21 protein-coding genes are annotated in these 19,663 nt (G+C 68.6%); 6 read left to right on the top strand and 15 right to left on the bottom strand.

The window, feature by feature from the left end; translation table 11 throughout:
* Window positions 1–7: 7 nt before the first annotated feature.
* The 5 genes from IEY70_RS17070 to trpC form a co-directional block, all read right to left on the bottom strand.
* A complete protein-coding gene (locus tag IEY70_RS17070; protein WP_189066241.1) occupies window positions 8–721 on the bottom strand; it encodes a histidine phosphatase family protein in 714 nt (237 codons plus the stop codon).
* A complete protein-coding gene (purM, locus tag IEY70_RS17065; RefSeq protein ID WP_189066240.1) occupies window positions 718–1,773 on the bottom strand; it encodes a phosphoribosylformylglycinamidine cyclo-ligase in 1,056 nt (351 codons plus the stop codon). The genes IEY70_RS17070 and purM overlap by 4 nt, the downstream gene beginning before the upstream one ends.
* 170 nt (window positions 1,774–1,943) lie before the next feature.
* Entirely contained in the window at window positions 1,944–2,807 is an 864-nt protein-coding gene (locus tag IEY70_RS17060) for a TVP38/TMEM64 family protein (RefSeq protein ID WP_189066239.1), read from the bottom strand.
* Window positions 2,808–2,853: 46 nt separating this feature from the next.
* On the bottom strand, window positions 2,854–3,780 hold the full coding sequence (locus IEY70_RS17055) for an MBL fold metallo-hydrolase (protein ID WP_229778015.1): 927 nt from the start codon (window positions 3,778–3,780) through the stop codon (window positions 2,854–2,856).
* Window positions 3,777–4,565 carry an indole-3-glycerol phosphate synthase TrpC gene (trpC, locus tag IEY70_RS17050; RefSeq protein ID WP_189066238.1) on the bottom strand — a complete coding sequence of 263 codons (789 nt, stop codon included), beginning with the start codon at window positions 4,563–4,565 and terminating at the stop codon, window positions 3,777–3,779. Before trpC ends, IEY70_RS17055 begins: the two co-directional genes overlap by 4 nt.
* Between trpC and IEY70_RS17045 the strand changes: the two genes are divergently transcribed.
* The 6 genes from IEY70_RS17045 (at window position 4,564) to leuS (ending at window position 10,672) form a co-directional block, all read left to right on the top strand.
* On the top strand, window positions 4,564–4,728 hold the full coding sequence (locus tag IEY70_RS17045) for a hypothetical protein (protein ID WP_189066237.1): 165 nt from the start codon (window positions 4,564–4,566) through the stop codon (window positions 4,726–4,728). The two genes, trpC and IEY70_RS17045, sit on opposite strands and share 2 nt — an antisense overlap.
* A gap of 11 nt (window positions 4,729–4,739) precedes the next feature.
* Window positions 4,740–5,267: a hypoxanthine phosphoribosyltransferase gene (gene hpt / locus IEY70_RS17040; protein WP_189066236.1), complete on the top strand. Its 528-nt coding sequence runs from the start codon at window positions 4,740–4,742 to the stop codon at window positions 5,265–5,267.
* Window positions 5,268–5,519: 252 nt separating this feature from the next.
* Window positions 5,520–6,185, top strand: a complete 666-nt coding sequence (locus tag IEY70_RS17035; RefSeq protein ID WP_189066235.1) for an ABC transporter ATP-binding protein — start codon at window positions 5,520–5,522, stop codon at window positions 6,183–6,185.
* Window positions 6,182–7,468, top strand: coding sequence for a hypothetical protein (locus IEY70_RS17030; RefSeq protein WP_189066234.1), 1,287 nt, complete (start codon window positions 6,182–6,184; stop codon window positions 7,466–7,468). The genes IEY70_RS17035 and IEY70_RS17030 overlap by 4 nt, the downstream gene beginning before the upstream one ends.
* A gap of 80 nt (window positions 7,469–7,548) precedes the next feature.
* Complete coding sequence (locus tag IEY70_RS17025) at window positions 7,549–7,965, top strand: hypothetical protein (RefSeq protein WP_189066233.1); 417 nt, start codon at window positions 7,549–7,551, stop codon at window positions 7,963–7,965.
* A 238-nt stretch (window positions 7,966–8,203) separates the two neighbouring features.
* Window positions 8,204–10,672, top strand: coding sequence for a leucine--tRNA ligase (leuS, locus tag IEY70_RS17020; RefSeq protein ID WP_189066232.1), 2,469 nt, complete (start codon window positions 8,204–8,206; stop codon window positions 10,670–10,672).
* A gap of 91 nt (window positions 10,673–10,763) precedes the next feature.
* Here leuS and IEY70_RS17015 read toward each other — a convergent pair whose 3' ends face one another.
* The 10 genes from IEY70_RS17015 to IEY70_RS16970 all read right to left on the bottom strand — a co-directional run bounded on the left by IEY70_RS17015 (window position 10,764) and on the right by IEY70_RS16970 (window position 19,550).
* Complete coding sequence (locus IEY70_RS17015) at window positions 10,764–11,102, bottom strand: hypothetical protein (protein ID WP_189066231.1); 339 nt, start codon at window positions 11,100–11,102, stop codon at window positions 10,764–10,766.
* A gap of 160 nt (window positions 11,103–11,262) precedes the next feature.
* Window positions 11,263–11,643, bottom strand: a complete 381-nt coding sequence (locus tag IEY70_RS17010) for a hypothetical protein (RefSeq protein ID WP_189066230.1) — start codon at window positions 11,641–11,643, stop codon at window positions 11,263–11,265.
* A gap of 88 nt (window positions 11,644–11,731) precedes the next feature.
* A complete protein-coding gene (locus tag IEY70_RS17005) occupies window positions 11,732–12,349 on the bottom strand; it encodes an N-acetylmuramoyl-L-alanine amidase (RefSeq protein ID WP_189066229.1) in 618 nt (205 codons plus the stop codon).
* A complete protein-coding gene (locus tag IEY70_RS17000) occupies window positions 12,339–12,683 on the bottom strand; it encodes a hypothetical protein (protein WP_189066228.1) in 345 nt (114 codons plus the stop codon). The genes IEY70_RS17005 and IEY70_RS17000 overlap by 11 nt, the downstream gene beginning before the upstream one ends.
* Window positions 12,680–13,036 (bottom strand): hypothetical protein, encoded by a 357-nt coding sequence (locus IEY70_RS16995; RefSeq protein WP_189066227.1) that lies wholly within the window; start codon window positions 13,034–13,036, stop codon window positions 12,680–12,682. Before IEY70_RS16995 ends, IEY70_RS17000 begins: the two co-directional genes overlap by 4 nt.
* On the bottom strand, window positions 13,017–13,208 hold the full coding sequence (locus IEY70_RS16990; RefSeq protein WP_189066226.1) for a hypothetical protein: 192 nt from the start codon (window positions 13,206–13,208) through the stop codon (window positions 13,017–13,019). Before IEY70_RS16990 ends, IEY70_RS16995 begins: the two co-directional genes overlap by 20 nt.
* 505 nt (window positions 13,209–13,713) lie before the next feature.
* Window positions 13,714–14,697: a M48 family metalloprotease gene (locus tag IEY70_RS16985; protein ID WP_189066225.1), complete on the bottom strand. Its 984-nt coding sequence runs from the start codon at window positions 14,695–14,697 to the stop codon at window positions 13,714–13,716.
* 29 nt (window positions 14,698–14,726) lie between these two features.
* The gene (locus IEY70_RS16980; RefSeq protein WP_189066224.1) at window positions 14,727–17,423 is read right to left on the bottom strand and encodes a GDSL-type esterase/lipase family protein; all 2,697 of its coding nucleotides are present in this window, start codon (window positions 17,421–17,423) and stop codon (window positions 14,727–14,729) included.
* Window positions 17,404–18,072: a hypothetical protein gene (locus tag IEY70_RS16975; RefSeq protein WP_189066223.1), complete on the bottom strand. Its 669-nt coding sequence runs from the start codon at window positions 18,070–18,072 to the stop codon at window positions 17,404–17,406. Before IEY70_RS16975 ends, IEY70_RS16980 begins: the two co-directional genes overlap by 20 nt.
* A gap of 8 nt (window positions 18,073–18,080) precedes the next feature.
* The gene (locus tag IEY70_RS16970) at window positions 18,081–19,550 is read right to left on the bottom strand and encodes a hypothetical protein (protein WP_189066222.1); all 1,470 of its coding nucleotides are present in this window, start codon (window positions 19,548–19,550) and stop codon (window positions 18,081–18,083) included.
* Between the last annotated feature and the right edge of the window lie 113 nt (window positions 19,551–19,663).

Here is a 19,663-nt window from a genome sequence, read left to right as displayed (position 1 = left end):
GCGGCTGTTACGGGGCCTGTCCGAGCACGTCGTCGGCCTCGGTGGCTTCCAGCAGGCTTTCCAGGTGGGCGTCGTCATTGAAGCCCAGCAGCATGCCGCTGCCCGCGCCCAGCAGGACCCGCGTGACCGAGGTGTTCGACACGCTCAGGCGCGCCCAGGCGTTGGCGGGCACACCGCCGAGCGCCAGACCGACCGCCACGCGGACCACGCCGCCGTGCGTGAACACCAGCACCCGCTGGCCCGGATGCCGCGCCTGAATGCGCGTGAAGGCGTCGCCGCTGCGGGCGTACAGGTCCTCCATGCTCTCCCCGCCGGGACGGCGGGTGCTCCAGGGTTCGGTCACGAGGGCCTGAAGGTATTCGGCGTGCCGGGCGCGGATCTCGTGAATGGTGAGGCCCGCGAGTTCACCCACGTCGATCTCGCGCAGGCCCACGTCGGTCTGCACGGGCGGCGCGCCGTGCAGCCGCTCGGCGACGATCTGCGCGGTCTGCGCGGCGCGGGTCAGGTCGCTGGTGTACACGGCGCTGAAGGGTTGCGCGGTCAGACGCTCGGCCAGACTGGACGCCTGAAGCACCCCGATCGGGCTGAGCGGCACGTCCGTCTGCCCCTGGTAGCGGCCGTCCACGTTCCAGGTGCTCTCGCCGTGGCGCACCACCCAGAATTCGGTGGCGGTGGCGCGGTCCGGCGCGGCGAATCCGGTGGGGGCCAGTCGCCTGGTCAACCGTTCCCCCCGAACGTCACGCCCTGCCCGGCCGTCATCTGGCCGATCTGCCAGGGCTGCTCTCCGGCGGCCTTCAGGGCGTCCAGCGCGCCCTGCGCCTGCCCGGCGGGCACGATGAACAGGAAGCCCACGCCCATGTTCAGCGCGCGGAACGCCTCCTGCCGCTCGACCCCGGCGCGCGCCACGATCAACTCGAAGACGGGCGGGACGGTCCAGCTGGCCGTATCGATCTGCATGCCGATCCCGGCGGGGAACACGCGGGGCGGGTTGTCGATCAGGCCGCCGCCCGTGATATGCGCCATGCCGCGCACGTCCACCCCGGCCGCCTGCAACGCGTCGAAGGCCGGCAGGTACGAACGGTGCGGGACGGGCAGCAGGTCCGCGAGCGTCTGCCCGTGCAGGTCCTCGCGCACCTCGTTCCAGTCGAGGTCGTCCAGCGCCATGCGGGCCAGCGAGAACCCGTTGGTGTGCAGCCCCGAGCTGGGCAGCGCGATCACGGCGTCACCCGCCTCGATGCGCGCGCCCGTGATCAGGGCCGGGCGGTCCACGACCCCCACGATGGTCCCCACGATGTCCAGTTCGCCGTCCACGTACACGCCGGGCATCTCGGCGGTCTCGCCGCCCAGCAGGGCCACGCCCAGCGCCTCGCAGGCCTGCGCCGCGCCGGTCACGACCTCCGCGACCCGTTCGGGCGAGAGTTTACCCATGGCGACGTAATCCAGGAAGAACAGCGGCCGCGCGCCCTGCACCAGGATGTCGTTCACGCAGTGGTTCACGATGTCGCCGCCCAGCCCACCGAAGCGCCCGGTACGGACCGCGACCTTGGTTTTCGTGCCGACACCGTCGGTGCTGGCGACCAGCACGGGGTCTTCCATGTGACCGAAGGCCGCGCGGAACAGGCCGCCGAAGCCGCCCAGGCCGCCCAGCACGTTCGGGGTGTGGGTGCGGGCAACCGCATCTTTCATCAGGTGAACGGCGCGGTGCCCGGCGTCGATGCTGACCCCCGCGCGTTCGTATGCCGACGCCGCAGCGCCCTGCTTGCTTTCAGTCATGTGCTCCTGCCTCCTGCGGTCCGCGGTGCGGATGTCCAGCGCAGTTTACCCAAAGTGCAGCCCCGGTGGCCGGGACCACCGGCGTGCGTGCCACGCACAGAAGGAGCGGCATGGATTCCCGGCCCACAGGGAGCAGGCCCGCGTTACAAGCCATTCAATCGGAGTCCGTATCAGGTGCCGGGTTGCCGGGGGCCGCTGCCTGCGCTGTTCCGTGCGCCTGCGCTGGGACGTGTGCCCGCGTCGGTCCGTACGCTCGACGGTGCGGGGGCCAGTTCCGTGGCGGCCGGTTCCGTTCCCGCCGACTCCGTCCCGGCTGCTTCCGTCCCGGCCAGTTCCGTTCCTGCGCGGCGGATCGCGGCGCGGCGGGCGATCAGCCAGCGGGTCAGGACGACCAGGCCCACGGCGGCCGACAGCAGCCCCATGCCCCAGATCAGCCGCTGGGTGTTCTCGCTGAGCCACACAACCAGCGCCGTGACCGGCAGGGCCCCGGCAGCGGTGGCGAGCATGAACGGCCGGAAACCCATGCGGGCCGCGCCCGCCACGAGGTTCATCACGTCGGCGGACAGGACCGGCATCAGGCGCACCATCAGCACGCCCTGCACGCCGTAACGGTTGGCGAACTCGTGCGCGGCCAGCCGGGCGCGTTCACCAGCCAGCGTGCGGACCAGCGTGTCGCCCAGCGTGCGGCCCAGGCCGTACCCGGCGGCCGCGCCCAGCAGCGTGCCGATGTACACGATCACGAACCCCTGCACGGGGCCGTAGGCGTGGGCGGTCACGGCAATCAGGAACAGGGCGGGCAGGACCGGCAGGACCGCCTGAAGGATGAACGCGCCGATCAGTGCCAGCGGCCCGGCCCAGCCGAGGCCCTGCACGAAGGCGTGCGTGACGGCCGGGTCCTTGCTGGTCAGCGCGGCGAAGGCGGCCAGCAGGAACGCCCGGACGTCCGGCAGCAGGGCCACGCCGACCAGGAGGAGCGCGGCCCCGCCCAGAATCAACCAGCGGAGGTAGCGGGGGGGGCGGAAGGCGGCCGTCATCGCGGTCAGTCTACGGTCGCGCCGCGTGAGGTGCGCCCATCAAAAGTTACGGTTCGTTCAGGCTGCCGGGGTGCCCGGACAGGGGGATGGTCAGGTCGTCGCGGGCGTACCCCCAGCCGGGCGGGAGGTGCGCGGCGCGGCGCACGTCCACGCCGTGCGACAGGTGCGTCAGGATCACCTGCCGCGCGGCCCGCGCCCAGGGGAGGGTCAGGGCCTCGCGCACGTCGTACACGCTGCGGCCGCTCAGGGGCGCACCGGACTCGTCCTCGAAGGACGTGCCGAGCACCAGCGTGTCCAGGCCAGCGCCGCCGGGCGCGGTCAGCCACTCGCGGGCCAGCTCTGGCGGAATGCCGATGGCGTCCGTGACGACCGCCGCCGACCAGCCTGCCCGTCCGGCCCCGGCGGGGCGGTCCAGGCGGTAGGCGTGGCTGTGGCCGTTCGCGCCGTGTGGCACGCGGAAGGCCCGCACGGTCACCCTGCCGACCGGTATGCCCTGCGGCGGGATGGGCTGCACCGGCCCCGCCTCGCCCGGCCCGAAGGCGTACGGGAAGCGCGCGGCGAGCGCCGGGATCACCTCGGGCGGCGCGTAGATGCGTAGCCGCCCGGCGGCGTACCGCACGTAGTCCAGCAGGTCGCCCAGGCCCAGCATGTGGTCGTTGTGCGCGTGCGAGATGAACACTGCGTCCGGCACGAGTGGCCCCGGCAGGCGGGCCAGGGCGGCGTGCGTGTCCGGCCCGGCGTCCAGCAGCGCCGCCTGCCCGCCCGAGCGCAGCAGCGTGGCGGTGCGGGCGCGGCGGTTCAGGCCGGGCTGTCCGTTCGCGCCGCGCGCCTCGGTGCACACGGGGCAGGCGCACCAGAAGCGCGGCACGCCCTTGCTGTCGCCCGTGCCGAGCAGCGTCAGGGAGTCGTGGTGGTCGGGGCTGATCGGGGCCGGGCTGGTCTGGGCCGGGCCGGTCAGGGAGTCATCGGTCACGGGGTCATCAGGTCACGCGCGGCGCGGCTCAGGTCGCCGCTCCCCGCCAGACTGCTGCCCACCAGCACGGCGTCCGCCAGTCCACGCACGGCCGCGATGTCCTGCGGCGTGCGGTACCCGCTCTCGGCGACCAGCACGCCGGTAAAGCCCGCCTCACGCGCCCGGCGGATCAGGCGCGGGCTGACGCTCAGGTCGATCTTCAGGGTGGTCAGGTCGCGGTTGTTCACGCCGATGATCCGCGCCCCGGCCTCCAGGGCGATGTCCAGCTCGCGTTCGTCGTGCACCTCGACCAGGGCGTCCAGGCCCAGGTGGTGCGCCGCGCCCAGGTACTCGCCCGTGTGTTCGTGCAGCACGCTGACCATCAGCAGCGCCGCCGACGCGCCCCAGTCGGCCGCCTCGCGCAGCATGGCCGGATGCACCACGAAATCCTTGCGCAGCGCCGGAAGGTCGGTCACGGCGACCACCTCCAGCAGCGCCTCGCGGTTCCCGTCGAAGTAGCGCGGCTCGGTCAGGACACTGATCGCCGCCGCGCCGCCCGCCGCGTACGCCCGCGCCGCGTCGGCCGGATCGAGCGGCGCGATGGCTCCCTCGCTGGGGCTGGCACGTTTCACCTCGGCGATCAGGGACAGCTCCGGGGCGGCCAGCGCCGCCTCAAAGCGCCGCTCACCCGCCCGCGCCTCGCCCAGGGCAGGGTCCGCGTCCACGTAATCCCCGGCGCGGAGTTCCACGATGCGGCCAAGCACGCCCGGAACGCGCTTCAGATCAGGGGCACTCAGAACAGACATGCGCCGAAGCATACTGCATTCACCCGCCCCCACCGCCCGCCTGCACGACCACCTGCACGGCGCGCAGCACGCACAAACGGCGCGCGCCCCCACCCCCGGCCGCCCCCGGCACACCGCCCCGACTCGCCCTGCGCCCGGTCAGCGCAGCGGCGCGGCGTGTTAGCCTGATCCCCTATGAGTCTCGCCCCAGGCAACGGCCCCGTACAGATCACGCAGGACCAACTTCAGGCCCGCATTCACGAAATCGCCGCGAAAATCCGCGAGGACTACCACGGCATGGAACCCCACCTGATCTGCGTCCTGAACGGCGCGTTCATGTTCCACGCCGACCTGGTGCGCGCCATCGACATGCCCTGCACCATCGACTTCCTGCAGGCCAGCTCGTACGGCAACGCCAAGCAGAGCAGCGGCGAGGTCCGCATCGTCAAGGACCTGCAATTCCCGATCAGTGACCGCCACGTGATCCTGGTCGAGGACATCGTGGACACCGGCATCACCATGAACTACCTGCTGCACTACCTGGAAGGACGCGGCCCGAAAACCCTGAAGATCGCCGCGCTGCTCAGCAAACCCAGCCGCCGCAAGGTCGAGATTCCCGTCGAGTACCTGGGCTTCACCATTCCCGACGCCTTCGTGTACGGCTACGGCCTGGACCGCGCCCAGTTCGACCGCAACCTGCCGTACATCACCAGCCAGGAATAACGGCACACAGAGCGGATGGGCAGCCTGGGGAGTCCCCGCTGCCCATCCGCTCTGCATGGGTGCGCCTGATATGGATTCCGTTTGCTTCGCCAACAATCCGGAACTTCACCGCCCCTGCCGGCTCCACGTCCGGAACCCGCCAAGCTCCCACTCGCTTCGCTCGGACCCAGCGGGCTTTGCAGCCCATTCAATCGGAGTCCGTATGAGGACCACCGGGAACCGGGCCGGGCGGCGGCGCGTACCGGACCGCAGATGCCCCTCCCTGCGCCCGCCCCGACCGGGTCCGACCGGACAGATGCTGATCCGGCCCGGCCTCCCCTGACCCTGCCCGACCTGACGCTCTGCGTGGCGGGGCGGCCGCTGGCCACGTTGCGCGGCCTGACCCTGCGGCCGGGCGACGTGCTGCACCTTCAGGGACCGAACGGCGCGGGGAAAACGACGCTGCTGCGCGCACTGGCAGGCGAACAGCCGGGCGCGGAGGCCGCGCGGATCGTGTCCTGCGCGCCGGGCAGTCTGCCTGCACGCGCCGCGACGGCCTGGGTGCCGACCGACGCGCCCCTGCCGGACGACCTGAGCGCCGGGGAGTTCCTGCACTTCACGGCGGCCCTGTGGTCCCGGCCGGTCGCGCCACTGCTGACCCTGGCGGGCGCCCTGGGGCTGGAGCGCTGGCTGGACGCGTGGCCGCAGGAACTGTCACGCGGTACGCGGCAGAAGGTCGTGCTGAGTGCCGCGCTGGGCCTGGAACTGCCCCTGACGCTGCTGGACGAACCGTTCGGGACGCTGGACGCCGCCTCGCGCGCCGCGCTGCTGGCGGCCGTGCAGGCCCGCGCGGCGGCTGGTGGGGCGCTGATCGTGACCACGCACGGCGCGGAACTGGCGCCCCTGCACCCCCGCACCCTGACCCTGGCCCCCGCGTGAACACCCGTGTGAACAGCGGTCCTGAACGGGCCGTGTGGGCCGCGCAGCGCCTGAGTGCCTGCCGACGCCGGGGTCACGACTGGCGGGCGTGGCGGGCCGCCGGGCTTCCGCTGATCGTTGCCTACCTGGGCGGCGCGGGTCTGATTGCCCTGCTAAGCGTGTGGCAGTCGTACCGGCCCGCACCGTTCGACCTGCCGCTACCGCTGCTGGTACCGCTGCTCGTCGTGACCCTGCTGCTGGCGACCCTGGGTGCCCGGCGGGGCCGACCACCCCTGAACCTGCGCGGCGCGGACCTGATCTGGCTGCGCTCACCCGCCGCGCCGTGGGCGACGCTGCTCTGGCCGCTGCTGAGGACGACCGCGCCGTGGACAGTGGGGGGCGTGCTGCTGGGCGCGGCCCTGCTGGCGTGGAATCCGGCCGGATGGGCGGTCGCGCTATCCCTGCCGCTGCTGGGGGGGAGCGTGCCGGTCGTGCGGGCAGCGGCGCACGCGGCCGCCCACGCGGGCCAACCTGCGTCGGCGCTCCTGGCCGGAACGCTGCTTCCCCTGCTGGGCCTGCTGCACCCGGCCCTGTTCCCGGTCGGAGTGGCCCTGACCGGGGCGCTCGCCGGGTGGACGTGGCGGCGTGCCCTGGCCGCCGACCTGCCGCCGCGCCTGCTGAGGCAACTGGACCTGCAGGCCCTCCGGACGGGTGCACGGCGACTGGGGCTGCCCGCGCCGGTCATGACGGCCGACGGGCGGCGCGCGCCCCGCACGTGGTCTCCCCCGCTGCGGCGGGCCACGCCTGCACGCGCGCTGCTGTGGCGCTCTTCCCTGACTCTGCTGGACCGGCCGCATCGGCTGCTGCCAGCCGTGCTGGGCGGCGCGGCCCTGGCCTCCGGACTGCCAACCCTGGCGGCGCTGCCCCTGGCTGTCACGTTGACCCTGCGCCCACCTGCCCTGCCCGTGGGCGGGCCGGTCAGTGCCCGGCGGGCGCGGCTCCTCACGTTCCTGCCCGCTGGCCTGAGCCTGGGCGCACTGAGTCTGCTGGGCGCGCTGCTGGCCGGGGCGGCGCCCGCTGCGGCCCTGACGGCGCTGCTGAGCCCGTGGGCCGCGCACGCCGTTCACGCGTGGCTGGGTGACACGCTGCCCGGAACAGACGCAGCGGGGCAGGTGTCGTTCGGTGCGGCCCTGGCGCCCGGCCTGCTCACGGCGCTGTGCGGCGGGTTCGGGGTGGGCGCTGCGGCCCCGGCCGCCGTGCTGATCCTGGGTCTGCTGGCTACGCTCGCTACGCCGCTCGCCTGACCCGACTCCGTGCGCGGGGTCACGCGCCCCTGGGCGCTTCCGGGCCGGGCGGGGTAGCCTGCGCGCATGACAGGAGCGGCTTGAGGGGAGTGGTGTGGGTGGTCGCGGCGCTGGCGTTGCTGGTGGGTGCGGGGGTGTGGTGGCAGTCCGGGGCGCGCTGGCGGGGCGACCTGTACTGTTTCGAGCAGCCGGGGCGGGTGTGGGGGCTGGCGGCCGTTCCGGCGGGCGGCACGCCGACCTGCCCGGAGTCGCGGACGGTGCGGGCCGAGATTCGCAGCGGAAATACCCGCCTGGAGCAGTTCGCGTTTCCGCAGTGGCAGCCGGACGCGGTGCTGGACGTCCTGCGTGCCGGGGGGTTCGCGGTCTTCACGGAACGCCCGGACGACGGGATTCAGCGTGAGCTGGTGCTGCTGCGCGGCCAGGAGCGCCTGACGTTCATCGCGGAGCACCGGGGCGAGGGGATGTTCGTTCACCTGAGCGGCGTGCCGACCCGCTGACCGGCTGACGGGCGCGGCGGTTTGCGCTACACTTCCGGGCATGATCCGCTCTGCGCTTACCACCCGGGGACGCCTCGACTGACTTACGGTCCGTTCGAGCGTCCCCGGCTAGCTGCCGGGGCGTTTTTTTTGGTGATGGTGGATGGTCGGTGGTTGATAGACCAGCCGCAGCACTGGCAGACGCAACGGCTTCCGTCAACCATCAACTTTCACCCATCACCCTTCCGAAGGAGTCCAGATGAACGACGAGCACCCCATCAACATTCCCGAGCCGCGCATGGAGCGGTACAACCCGCACGCCATCGAGAAGAAATGGCAGACCGCCTGGGAGAGAAGCGGCCTGTACAAGTTCAACGAGGACGCGCCGGGCGAGAAGTTCTACGCCCTGACGATGTTCCCGTACCCCTCGGGCAACCTGCACATCGGGCACTGGTACGCGAACGTCGCGCCGGACGCGCGGGCGCGCTGGCTGCGGATGCGCGGGTACAACGTGCTGTTCCCGATGGGCTTCGACGCGTTCGGCCTGCCCGCCGAGAACGCCGCCATCAAGAACAAAACGAATCCGGCGACGTGGACGTACGCGAACATCGAGCGGATGACCGGGCAGTTCCAGGCGATGGGCACCATGATCGACTGGAGCCGCCAGTTCGCCACGTGCGACCCGGAGTACTACCGCTGGAACCAGTGGTTCTTCATCGAGTTCTACAAGCGCGGCCTGGCGTACAAGAAGGGCGGGCTGGTGAACTGGTGCCCGAAGGACCAGACGGTGCTGGCGAACGAGCAGGTCGTGAACGGCCACTGTGAACGCTGCGGCACCGCCGTCGAGAAACGCAACCTGAGCCAGTGGTACATGAAGATCACGGACTACGCCGACGAACTGCTGGACTTCAGTGACACGGACATGCCCGAGAAGGTCCGCCTGATGCAGACGAACTGGATCGGCAAGTCGGTGGGGGCCGAGGTGACCTTCGACACGCCGGCCGGGCCGGAGACGGTGTTCACGACCCGTCCGGACACCCTGATGGGCGCGACGTTCATGGTGCTGGCCCCCGAGCACGCCAAGGTGGCGGACCTGACCACCGACGAGCAGCGCGCGGAGGTCGAGGCGTACGTGGCGGCAGCGGGCCGCAAGACGGACGTGGAACGCCAGCAGGAGGGTGAGAAGACCGGCGTGTTCACCGGCAGCTTCGCCACGCACCCCATCACCGGGCATCAGCTGCCGATCTGGGTGGCGGATTACGTGCTGGTCACGTACGGCACCGGCTCGATCATGGCGGTGCCCGCGCACGACGACCGTGACTTCGCGTTCGCGCGCAAGTTCGGCCTGGACGTCGTGGAGGTCATCCGGGCCGAGGGCGCCGAGCCGATGGCCGAGGACGCGGCGGAACCCTACACCGGTGAGGGCGTCATCGTGAACAGCGGCGAGTTCGACGGATTGAGCGGCGGGAAGGCCAGCATCGCCGGAATCGTCGAGCAGCTGGAGGCGCGCGGCATCGCGAAGGCGAAGACCACGTACCGCCTGCGCGACTGGCTGTTTGCCCGTCAGCGCTACTGGGGCACCCCGATCCCGTTCGTGCACTGCCCCGAGCACGGCGCGCAGCCCGTCCCCGAGGACCAGCTGCCGGTGCGTCTGCCGGAGAACGTGGAGTTCACCCCGACCGGCCAGAGCCCGCTGAAACTGGACACCGAGTGGCTGAAGACCACCTGCCCCGTCTGCGGCGGCCCCGCCGAGCGTGACACGGACACCATGGACACCTTCGTGGACTCCAGCTGGTACATGTACCGCTACCTGAGCCCCGACTACCACGAGGGCCCCTTCGACCCCGCCAAGGACCCCATGATGCCCGTGGACCTGTACACCGGCGGGATCGAGCACGCGATCCTGCACCTGCTGTACTCGCGCTTCTGGGTGAAGGTCATGCGCGACATGGGCCTGACGAAGCACAGCGAACCCTTCGCGCACCTGCGCAACCAGGGCATGATCCTGGGCGAGGACGGCGAGAAGATGAGCAAGTCCCGCGGCAACGTCGTCGACCCGGACGACCTGGTGCGCGAGTACGGCGCGGACACCGTGCGCACGTACCTGATGTTCATCGCGCCGTGGGAACTGGGCGGCCCCTGGGACCCGCAGGGCATCAACGGCCCCGCGAAGTGGCTGAGCCGCGTCTGGACGCTGTTCACCGACGACAAGGTCACCGGCCCCGCCGAGACCGTCAGTGAAGCGGACCTGCGCTTCGCGGTGCACAGCACCCTGAAGAAGGTCACCGGGGACTTCGAGCGCCTGAGCTTCAACACCATCGTCGCGTCCCTGATGGAGCTGACGAACACCCTGGTCAAGGCCAAGCGCGCCCCCGTGTTCGGCACGCCCGCCTGGGACGAGGCGCTGGACATCTTTGGCCGCATGCTGGCCCCGGTGGTGCCGCACATCGCCGAGGAGATCTGGGCCGCGCGCGGCCAGGACGGCAGCGTGCACACCGCCGCGTGGCCCGCCGTGGACGAGGCCGCCGCGACCCGCGACACCGTCACCATGGGCGTCCAGGTCAGCGGGAAGGTGCGCGGGCAGGTCACGATCAGCAAGAGCGCCACGCAGGACGAAGCGATGGCCGCCGCGAAGGACAACGCCGACGTGGCCCGCTTCATCGAAGGCAAGCAGATCGTCAAGGAGATCTACGTGCCCGGCCGCATCATCAACATCGTCGTGCGCTAGTTGTAGGTAGAAATCAGCCCCACTCCCAGGCTCGGGAGTGGGGCTGTTCTCTTGGGTTGGGAGGGGTTCACCGGGCCTTCCGTGTCCCAGCTCAGCGGTTGTCGCGGATGTACTCCTCGTAGATGATTTCCAGCAGTTCCTCACGTGAGGCGCGAGGGTGTTTGTTGCGCTTGGCGGCCAGGGTCCGCTCGAACCGCGCCTGGTCTCCGCGCATCTGCGTCAGCACTTTGCGTTCCCATTGACTTGCCTGGAGGCGCGCCGGGCCGGGGCGTGCCTGCGCTGGGCGTGCCTGCGCTGGGCGCGGCTGCGCAGAGCGTGGCTGAGCCGGGCGCGGTCGGGTGGGACGGCTGGGTTTGGACCCCGAGAGCATGTACAGCCACAGGGCAAGCAGGCCGATGCCCAGCAGGGTGAGCGACATCCACAGTTCCACCCTGGCAGTGTAGAGAGTGATCGCCGTTCGGGGTGCCTCACGTGCGTGTTGGGGTGTGACGCCACGTGTTCGATCTGGCATCACACAGACCACACAGCATCGCCCCCACCCCAGCGCAGGCCAGGGTGGGGGCGTTGTCGGCTCAAGTTATTCGTGCCTGTCAGCCGCCGGGGAAGATGCGGCGGTACGCGGCTTCGATCAGCCCGGACAGGACGCCGCTCTGCGCGAGGGCGTGCAGCCACGCGGTGGCGGGGGTGACCGGCACCAGTTCGCGGATCAGGTACCCGATGAGGTGCGCCACGAGCAGGCCGCGTGCCGTGCCGAGCACCACCAGCTTCAGGGCCTGACCGGCCTGCACGGCGGCTTCCAGTAGGGCGCCGACTTCCTGCCAGGTGGCGCCGTCGCGCAGCGCCTCGATGCGGGAGCGGAGGCTGGGCAGGTGCGTGTTCAGCCAGGGGGTGAGCTGGTCGGCAGTGACGGTGCCGCCAGCACGGGCAGCGGCGTTCAGGGACAGCAGGGTGGTCAGGATTGCAGTGTTCATGGGGTGCCTCCAAAGGCGCGGCCCCCGCGCGGAGGCGGGGGCCAGTGAGAGGGTGAATTGTGGAGCTGGCAGCAGGCCAGCGGTGGGCCTACTTGACCTTCAGGTAGATCTTGTCGGTCCCCTCGATCAGCGTGCCCTCCCCCACCTGCTGGTTCGTACGGGGGTCGAAGAGCCGGACGGGCCGTTGCTCCTGGCCGTCCTTCACGTGCCCAGGCTGGGGGGCCGGGTTGAGGATCTCGCGGATCATGTTCAGGTACGCATCCCACGGCCAGGTCGGGCCGGGGCAGCCCTGACGGGCCTTGCGGTCCGGGTTCACATCGCTGTGCCCGATGATGTGCGCACGGTCTACGAGGATGCCATGCCGCTGGCAGATGCCCGCCACCACCTGGGCGCTGGCCTGTAGCTGGGCCGCGCTGGGCGTCCAGGGTCCCCGGCTGGGCATGCCTTCGTGCTCGATGCCGATGCTGCGGGCGTTCATGCGCCAGTCGCCCGCATGCCAGGCGGTGTCCCCTTCCTGGATGCTCTGACCGGTGCGGCCGTCCGTGGCGACGGTGTAATGAGCGCTGGCGGGCGCAGCGTCCTGCGCGAACCAGCTGAGCGTCCCGCCGTACGTGCCGTCCGCGACGTGAATCACGATCCGGTCGATCTTCGCGGTGCGGCCCCTGGTGTAGTTGCCAGGGTGCGCCGGACGCTGTTCAATCTGCATGCTCTCCCCTTTCCAGCTCCCGCACCCGGCGTTCCAGGGCGCGTTCCCGTTCGCGGCCCTGCGTGATCCGCCAGCTGAGCTTCGCGGTCGTGACGATCAGGGCCAGTCCCAGCAGCACCAGGCGCAGTTGATCCTGCAGGAGCGGGGGCGGCCCGCCGATCTCAGCGGCCCGGAGGGCCGGGTGTGGCCAGAACCACAGCGCCAGGTAGTACGCCAGCGTCAGCAGGCCCGGCAGTACCCGACCGGCAGGCGTCGTGCAGTGCCGCCAGCACGTGACACTCGCCACCCCGAGCGAGATGGCGAGCAGCAGCAATCCGATCAGTGATCCGTTCACCGTTTCCTCCAGATGTTCGGCTGCGCACCCAGTTTCCCGCGTGCCAGCATGAGCAGAATCGTGTTCAGCGTCCACAGCCACCCGGCAAACACACTGGTGCGCACGACGCTCTGTGGTGTCGCGCCCGTTCCTGCGCCGCGCAGGTTCGCCAGGACGCTCGGCACGTCCAGCAGCATCAGCGCGAGGTAACCGGCCGCGAGAATGACGAGCAGGATGCCACGGTGCACCCACCACGCTTTCGGTGGGACCAGTTGCACCAGGAGCAGCACGGCGCGGTACGTGACCCCACCGACACCCGCCGCGAACGTCAGCAGGGCCAGGGCGGCCATCAGGTCAAGGATTGGGACTGCCATCATCGTCACCGCCTTTTTTCCGCGTGGCCAGCGCGGTAATCAGGCCGCCCAGGATGGTGCCCATCCCGGTGAGGACTTTCTCGTCGAGCTGTCCGGTCACGGCGTACCGGCCGAAGACGAGCAGGAGCATGGCGCCGACGATCCAGGTCAGCACAACCAGTGGGTCTTTCATGGGGATCCTTGTGGGGGTGCAGGTGGGGTCATGAGCCTCCCGGTGTTCCGGCCAGGAATGAAGAACCGCCAGTGGGCCGGAGCACTGGCGGTCGGTTGGAGGAGGCGGATGGATTGTGGGGGCCGTCACGGGCGTGATGGGTCATAGGTGTTCCAAGTGGATAGGGCGAGTCAATGACTCGCCCTTGTTCGTGTGGCGCTACGCTGTCTTCACGGGGCCGGTTGGAGAACTCGACCCGTGAACCAGAACGCCGCGACCCTGGGGAGGGAAGCGGCGTTTTCTGCTGTGTTCAGGGCCTGATACCGGGCCTGATTCTGTGTGGTGCGGGATAAATGAACAGGGTCAATTGACGCGTTGAGGTCGGGCAAGGTACGAACCGTCAATCACCGGCCAAGGACTGATTTCAGTTCCGAACGCGTCGAAGGAAAGGACTTCTTTCCCGACTTGAATTTTCACGTAAAAGAACGACGAATGAATAATTTCGACAACCGTTCCAGACAAAAGATCAGGCGTCCATGGACCCATACCAACCAGCACAGAATCGCCCATCTTCAAATCGCCAATCCATCCTTTGTCGCTCATTTGAATTCACCTCACATGCAAGCACTTTTTGCTCAATCGTAGGCCAGTGTGCTGAGCACTCAAGAACCTCACTTAACCAGGGTCCTTTTGAATCGAAAAGATTATAGAGGAATGAGGAATCCCGCTGCACATTGTGACTACGATAAAATCTGTCTTCCAAATCCATCAACACGGTCGCTGTCAATTCCACTCGCTGCCGCGTCAGGACAGGATCAGCTGGAATGCCGGGTGGGACAATATTATCCATGCTGATCAATTTTCCATGAATTACCCCGAGTCTTGCAGCTGGGCTCGGATGTGTCGACGACAGCCACACCCTAATTTCCAATCCAGCCAACACGCGCAGGGGCCAGTAAATAGAAGTTAGCACCAATGACATTATAACATCATCACTAAAGCCTTTGAGAATATGCTGCACAAGTCGATACGTCATTGCTGATGCAAAAGCATCAGCGTCAAATTCAAGGGCTTTAAAATCAGCCTCCACGAGACTCAGATGATTAGCCTTCTGATAATCTAAATGTCCACGAGCTGCATGGGTGTATTCATGGAATAAGACATACGCTATGTAGATTTGCAGCAACATCCTGCGATTCAGGAGCGATGCCCCAACAGAAATTTCTTCACCTTCAGGATAAAAAATCTCTAGCTGTCCTCGCGCGAAATCAATCATGCCAGAGCAAATTAAGATAGCATAGGCACCATCAACATAAACAGCCCGCGCATTGACCACATCCCGGCTCCAGATGAAAACATGGACTTCCCTTTCGAACTGATATGCGTCATGCAAGCTGGGCAAAAGATGAAGCGCGGGTGCCAAAGCGTCGGCATACCCATTCGAATCATGAACATCAGGCAGGAGGTCGTAGTGCAGACTGAGTTTTGCCCTGAGGTCTTCACGATTCATACCTGAGTTTAGCCACTCTGTGTGTGGGATCAGCGCCACAGCCATTTGACAAACGCATAGAACGCATCTGCCATCTGGAAATACCCGCTCACGTTGGGGTGAATCCAGTCGGTCAGGCGCACCTGCGTCATCGGGGTGGTCAGCGCCGCCGAACGCGCCGAGACCGGCTCGATCACGTAGGGGTAGCCGTAATCCGTGTCCAGTGCGTGTGCCATTGGGATCACGTAGATGTTCTGCGCGGTGCGCCCGCCGAACGTTCGCAGGATGCGCTGCTGCCAGAGCCGCTGGTACGTGTGCAGCGCGGTCCTGGGGCGGCGCGTGCCCGGCTGGATGGGCACGATCACGCCCACGTTGATGCCCGGCACGGCGGCGCAGATGTTGGCGATCATGGCCTCCACCTGCGTGACCATCTCGCTGATTTTGGTGTTGGCGTCCGCGACGGTCGCCGCTGGCCCCAGGTCGTTCGTGCCGAGGTGCACGGCCACGAGGTCGCCCGCGCTCATGCTGAACCCGTTCGCCGTGAGGTACTGGCTGAACGAAAACACTGTGCCAGCCGGGTCCGTGCCGTTGAACGTGAAATTGCTGAGCGGGTCGGCGTAGTGGAACGCGATGGTCTTACCCTCCCAGCCCTCGGTGCTCACGGCAGGGTTTCCTACCGGGACTTCCGTGCCCGCGCGGGTGCCGATGCTCGTCAGGTCCAGCGGGTCCGTCCCGCGCTGCGTCAGGCGGATCACCTCGCTCATCCACACGCCCCGGTTGGTGATGCTGTCCCCGATGACGAGCGTTTTGCGCGTGCTGGCAGCGGTACTCAGGCCCGTCACCTGGATGGATGTGGCGGCCTCCAGCACCGTCACGCCGAAGCGTTTCACGAACAGGGTCGCGCCCACGGTGGTCCCTGCATCTGCCGCAGTCGGCGTCCACGCCCAGCGGCGATTGTGCAGCAAGCCCTTCCCGGTGCCGGTATAGAACGCGATGTCGTACTCCGCGAGTTCGCCCGGCAGGTTGAGTACGGAGTCCCAGTACACGCTCAACTCCTGCCCTTCCACAGCGTAGAGGGTGCTCGGCAGGATGCTGGTGGGCGTCCAGGGTTGCACGGGGTTGATCGTGTCCGTGATGCCCCGCACGAAACTGTTGTTCAGGGCCAGGGCGCGGGTGCTGCTCAGCCCGAACCGCGCCCAGATGTTGCCGGGCGGGCTGAAATCCACGGCGAGCGCTGCATCAACGCTGGGCGTGGACCCCGCGACGAACCGCGCAGCCGGGTAGGTGGGGGGCACATACTCAGCGGTTCCGGTGCCGGTGTACACCCCGGCGTACCCGATCCAGCCGTCCGCGAATACCTCCAGCCACAGCGGGGTGGCGCTGGCATTGGCAATGGTGCTGCCGAGTTTCCAGCGGGCCAGGGTGCGTGCGCCCGTCACGCCCCGCACGGTCAGCAGTTTCTCTGCGAGGATCGTGCCGCTGCCGTTCGTCTGGCGCAGGCGCACCCGCAGGCGCGTGACGGGTTTGGAGTCCGAGACCTGGAGGACGTTGAACTCGATGTAGTTGAAATTCTGTTTCGCGCCGACGGGAAATCCGAACCCGTAGAACTGGCTCCCGCTCGTGGCGAGGGTATTGAGCGCCTTGGTGCTGTTGAGGCTCTCCCCGGTCAGGGTGGTGAGTTGATCCTCGACCGTCCCGAGGGTCGCCACGGCGTCCCGCTCGTACCCCAGTTCAGCGTTTATCAGGTCCGTCCACGTGGGGCGGGGCGTGACCGTGCTGGCCGAGTAGTCCGCGAACGTGAACGTGATGCTGCCGATGCTGGCCTGCCCAGGCCCGAGCGTGGTGTCGGTGGTGCTGCCACCGTTCGCGAACCGGAGGCTGCCCGGCAGCGTGCCGTCCACGAGTTTGAAGAACCCGGTCGGCTGGTCGCAGAACCATTCCACCCAGTCCGCAGTGGCGACCAGCGAGAACTCTGCCGTGATGAGGGATTTTACGCCCACGGTGGTGGTGACGTTCAGGATCACGTCAGCAACGACGGTACCCTCATACCCGCCATTTTTTACGCGCACCCGAACCCGCGTGATCGGCGCGGCGTGCGGCTGGATGTTGAACGACACGCGGTTGAAGTTGGTGCGCGTACCGACCGGGAACCCCCAGGCGGTGATGATGCTGCCGGTGGAGTAGGTGAGCGCACTCTCGGAGCCGGTGCTGGTGCTGGTGAGGGTCGGCGTGATGGTCGCCACGGCGTTGGCGATGCGTGCGCCGTTCTGCGTGGCGGCGATGGCGGCGTCCACCTCGCCAATTTTGGCGGTTGCCTGAGCCTCGAACTGCGCGAGGGTATCTGCCGTCTGCTGCGCGATATCGTCCTTGATATCGGTCAGGTCCAGCACGGCGTCCGTGACCCGTTGCGCGGCGGTCGTCGCCGCGCCCGCCGCCTGGTTCGCGCTACCAGCAGCTCCTTCGGCCAGTTCAGCGGCCACCACCGCCTCCCCGGCGGCCTGACTGGCCTGCACGGCGGCGGCCGTGGCGTTGTTCTTCGCCAGGGTTGCCGCCTGGGCGGCCTGGGTGGCGTACTCACCGGCTGCCCTGGTCGCTTCGCCGAGCGGTTCGAGGGTCTGACGGGCCGTGTTCGCCTGGTGCGCGGCGACGCTGGCCTCCTCGCCTTTCTGCCGGGCGTACGCGGCGTTCTGGTTCAGGACGTTCAGGTCGTCCAGGGTGACCACGCGTTTACGGGTTGGGTTCGTCATCAGTGACCTCGATCAGTGAGTAGGTGAAGGTGGCGTCCGGGTGCGCGAAGGCGTCCGGCGGGGCGTCCGTGACGGTCACGCCGCCCAGCGGTTCCACGTCGTAGAAACCCGGTCCTTCCTGCACGGCGTGCAGCATGCCCAGCGGGTAGTTCCCGAGGACGCCCGTGATGGGCAGCGGGGTGGGCCACGGGTCGCCCTGGTCGTCCAGGCGCCACAGCGGGTCAGCCAGCAGGTACGTGACACGGAAGGTGCGGGTGTTGCCCTCCCCGAACGGTTCCTGCTGGTCGAGGACGTCCAGGAGAGTGACGCTGCTGGCCCCCTCGCCGTACTCGGTGGCGGCGAGGGCCAGGGCGTGCCAGCGGCGGGCGCGCAGGCCCGCGTCCCGTGCGTCCGTGCCTTCCACCCGGAACGTCAGGGCCAGTTGCACGGGTTTCGGGCGGCGGCTTCCGGACGCCCAGGTGCGCCCGCGTGCCGTCTGGCGGGGCGTGGTGTTCAGCGGCACGTCCAGGCCCGCGCGGGTCACGCTGACCGGGTGTGGTCCCTCGCTGGGCAGGTAGATCACGCCCCCCACCACGAGGGAGGGGGGCAGCGCTTCCGGCGGCGTCAGGTCCGGCAGGAGGGGTGGCAGGCGAGCGGTGAGTATCGTCATGGGCCTCCTTATGTGCTGGCCTGCACGGCGTCGGTCGTGGCGTTCTGGTCGCGGGCGCTGATCACGGCCGTGAAGCTGAGTGCCTCGGCTTCATCCCGCTGCCCACAACGGACCTCGGTGAACAGTTCCCCGTCATCGTCGGTGTCGTACACGAGCAGCTCGATGGGCAACTCCCGCGTCTCGACGACCTCGCCCAGCGGGCCGCGCAGAGTCAGCTGCGCGGTGGCAGCCGGGCTGTGGTTCCAGCCGGGCAGGCGAGCCGTGACGGGATTCAGGGTGGGCGTGCGGGCCAGGGGCGTGGTCGAGGCGGCCATCAACTCCGGACTGGCACGGATCAGGCACGCTGATCGGATGACCAGCGGCTGCGACAGGTCGGTGTGATTGATGCGCAGCACCAACCTCCCCCCACTCGCCCAGGCGGGCGCCAGGCGCACGTCACGCGTCACGCCGGGCAGCAGGTAGACGGGCGGGGTTGGCGTAAGTGGTGGAGCCACGTCCACGAAAACATGCTGCGTGGGTGTCACCGTCAGGTTCTGACCTACCAGCGTCACGCCGCCCAGCCCTCCGTTCTCCATCTGGGCCATGAAGCCATCCGGGAGGGCCATCCCGGCCGGGTACGCCACCTCCAGCGCGTACTCCACAGCAACGACCCCACTGGGCGCCGTGATGCTGACCGCCGTGCCCGGCTGACCATCCCACAGCGCAGCGTCATCCCCAGTCACGGTCAACGTGCCGATGGTGGCCTCCTCCTGCGCCACGAACGACCGGACTGACACCGTCACCGTGCTCCCTGGGAGACCGGTGAACAGCTCCGGGGTGACTGGAAGGGCCAGCGACCGCCACGCCTGCCCGAACGTGCGCGGCGCGACGTTGAACTCCCGGGTCAGAGCCACCGGCGCCCTGACATCCTCCGGGTGCGCCACGGCGTCGCGTCCATCGCCATCCTGGAACGTCCGTGAGATGACCTGACCGGGCGGCATGGTGCGCGTGAACATCACCCGGACGTCCGTGACCAGGGTGGTGCTGTCCGTGTCCATTCCGTCGATCTCCACACCAAGCGCGGCCTCATCGATGACCAGGGTGCCGGCCGGGTACCCGAACACCGGGCGCAGGTCCGCGTTCACGCCCCACTCGGGGTTCACGTCCCGACTCTGGGTGCTGCCGTCGGCGTTCAGGTACGTGCGGGTCTGGCGGCTGCGGCCCCTGAGACGCTCATCAAGCAATTTCGCGACTGGCCAGTAATTCCCGTGGATGGCGGCGCTGGTGACGTTCAGGTCCGGGATGCTCTCCTGCGTCGGTGCCTGCAGGGTGCCCCCCAGTTGCCCCGAGGCGATCAGGGCCGTGAACAGCTGCCGGACCTGCGCCCCCAGGTCCGCCTCGGGCAGCAGGGTCCGGGCTTCCACCTCGGTCAGTCGCCGGTACCGCAGGCCCTGCAGCTTGTAGCGGCCCACCTCGCTGCGGCTGCTGCCCGTGATCACGGCCGTGCCCGCGTACCGGTTCAGCCACGAGCCCTCGCCGGTGCGGTACCTGACATCTTTCAGTTTTAGAAAAGGACGTCCAGCACGGCTTCTGACCTCAGAATGAGGATGTG

Origin of the sequence: Deinococcus seoulensis (assembly GCF_014648115.1) — a bacterium.
Classification (GTDB): Bacteria; Deinococcota; Deinococci; order Deinococcales; family Deinococcaceae; genus Deinococcus; species Deinococcus seoulensis.
Note: the sequence above shows the minus strand (reverse complement) of the source record. Positions and strands in the feature narration are given on the sequence as shown.

Excerpts from the sequence above, each read along its gene's own strand:
- purM (WP_189066240.1), bottom strand. The coding sequence starts at position 1,773 with ATGACTGAAAGCAAGCAGGGCGCTGCGGCGTCGGCATACGAACGCGCG.
- IEY70_RS17060 (WP_189066239.1), bottom strand. The coding sequence starts at position 2,807 with ATGACGGCCGCCTTCCGCCCCCCCCGCTACCTCCGCTGGTTGATTCTG.
- IEY70_RS17045 (WP_189066237.1), top strand. The coding sequence starts at position 4,564 with ATGCGCCGAAGCATACTGCATTCACCCGCCCCCACCGCCCGCCTGCAC.
- trpC (WP_189066238.1), bottom strand. The coding sequence starts at position 4,565 with ATGTCTGTTCTGAGTGCCCCTGATCTGAAGCGCGTTCCGGGCGTGCTT.
- hpt (WP_189066236.1), top strand. The coding sequence starts at position 4,740 with ATGAGTCTCGCCCCAGGCAACGGCCCCGTACAGATCACGCAGGACCAA.
- IEY70_RS17035 (WP_189066235.1), top strand. The coding sequence starts at position 5,520 with ATGCCCCTCCCTGCGCCCGCCCCGACCGGGTCCGACCGGACAGATGCT.
- leuS (WP_189066232.1), top strand. The coding sequence starts at position 8,204 with ATGAACGACGAGCACCCCATCAACATTCCCGAGCCGCGCATGGAGCGG.
- IEY70_RS17010 (WP_189066230.1), bottom strand. The coding sequence starts at position 11,643 with ATGAACACTGCAATCCTGACCACCCTGCTGTCCCTGAACGCCGCTGCC.
- IEY70_RS17005 (WP_189066229.1), bottom strand. The coding sequence starts at position 12,349 with ATGCAGATTGAACAGCGTCCGGCGCACCCTGGCAACTACACCAGGGGC.
- IEY70_RS16995 (WP_189066227.1), bottom strand. The coding sequence starts at position 13,036 with ATGGCAGTCCCAATCCTTGACCTGATGGCCGCCCTGGCCCTGCTGACG.
- IEY70_RS16990 (WP_189066226.1), bottom strand. The coding sequence starts at position 13,208 with ATGAAAGACCCACTGGTTGTGCTGACCTGGATCGTCGGCGCCATGCTC.
- IEY70_RS16985 (WP_189066225.1), bottom strand. The coding sequence starts at position 14,697 with ATGAATCGTGAAGACCTCAGGGCAAAACTCAGTCTGCACTACGACCTC.
- IEY70_RS16980 (WP_189066224.1), bottom strand. The coding sequence starts at position 17,423 with ATGACGAACCCAACCCGTAAACGCGTGGTCACCCTGGACGACCTGAAC.
- IEY70_RS16975 (WP_189066223.1), bottom strand. The coding sequence starts at position 18,072 with ATGACGATACTCACCGCTCGCCTGCCACCCCTCCTGCCGGACCTGACG.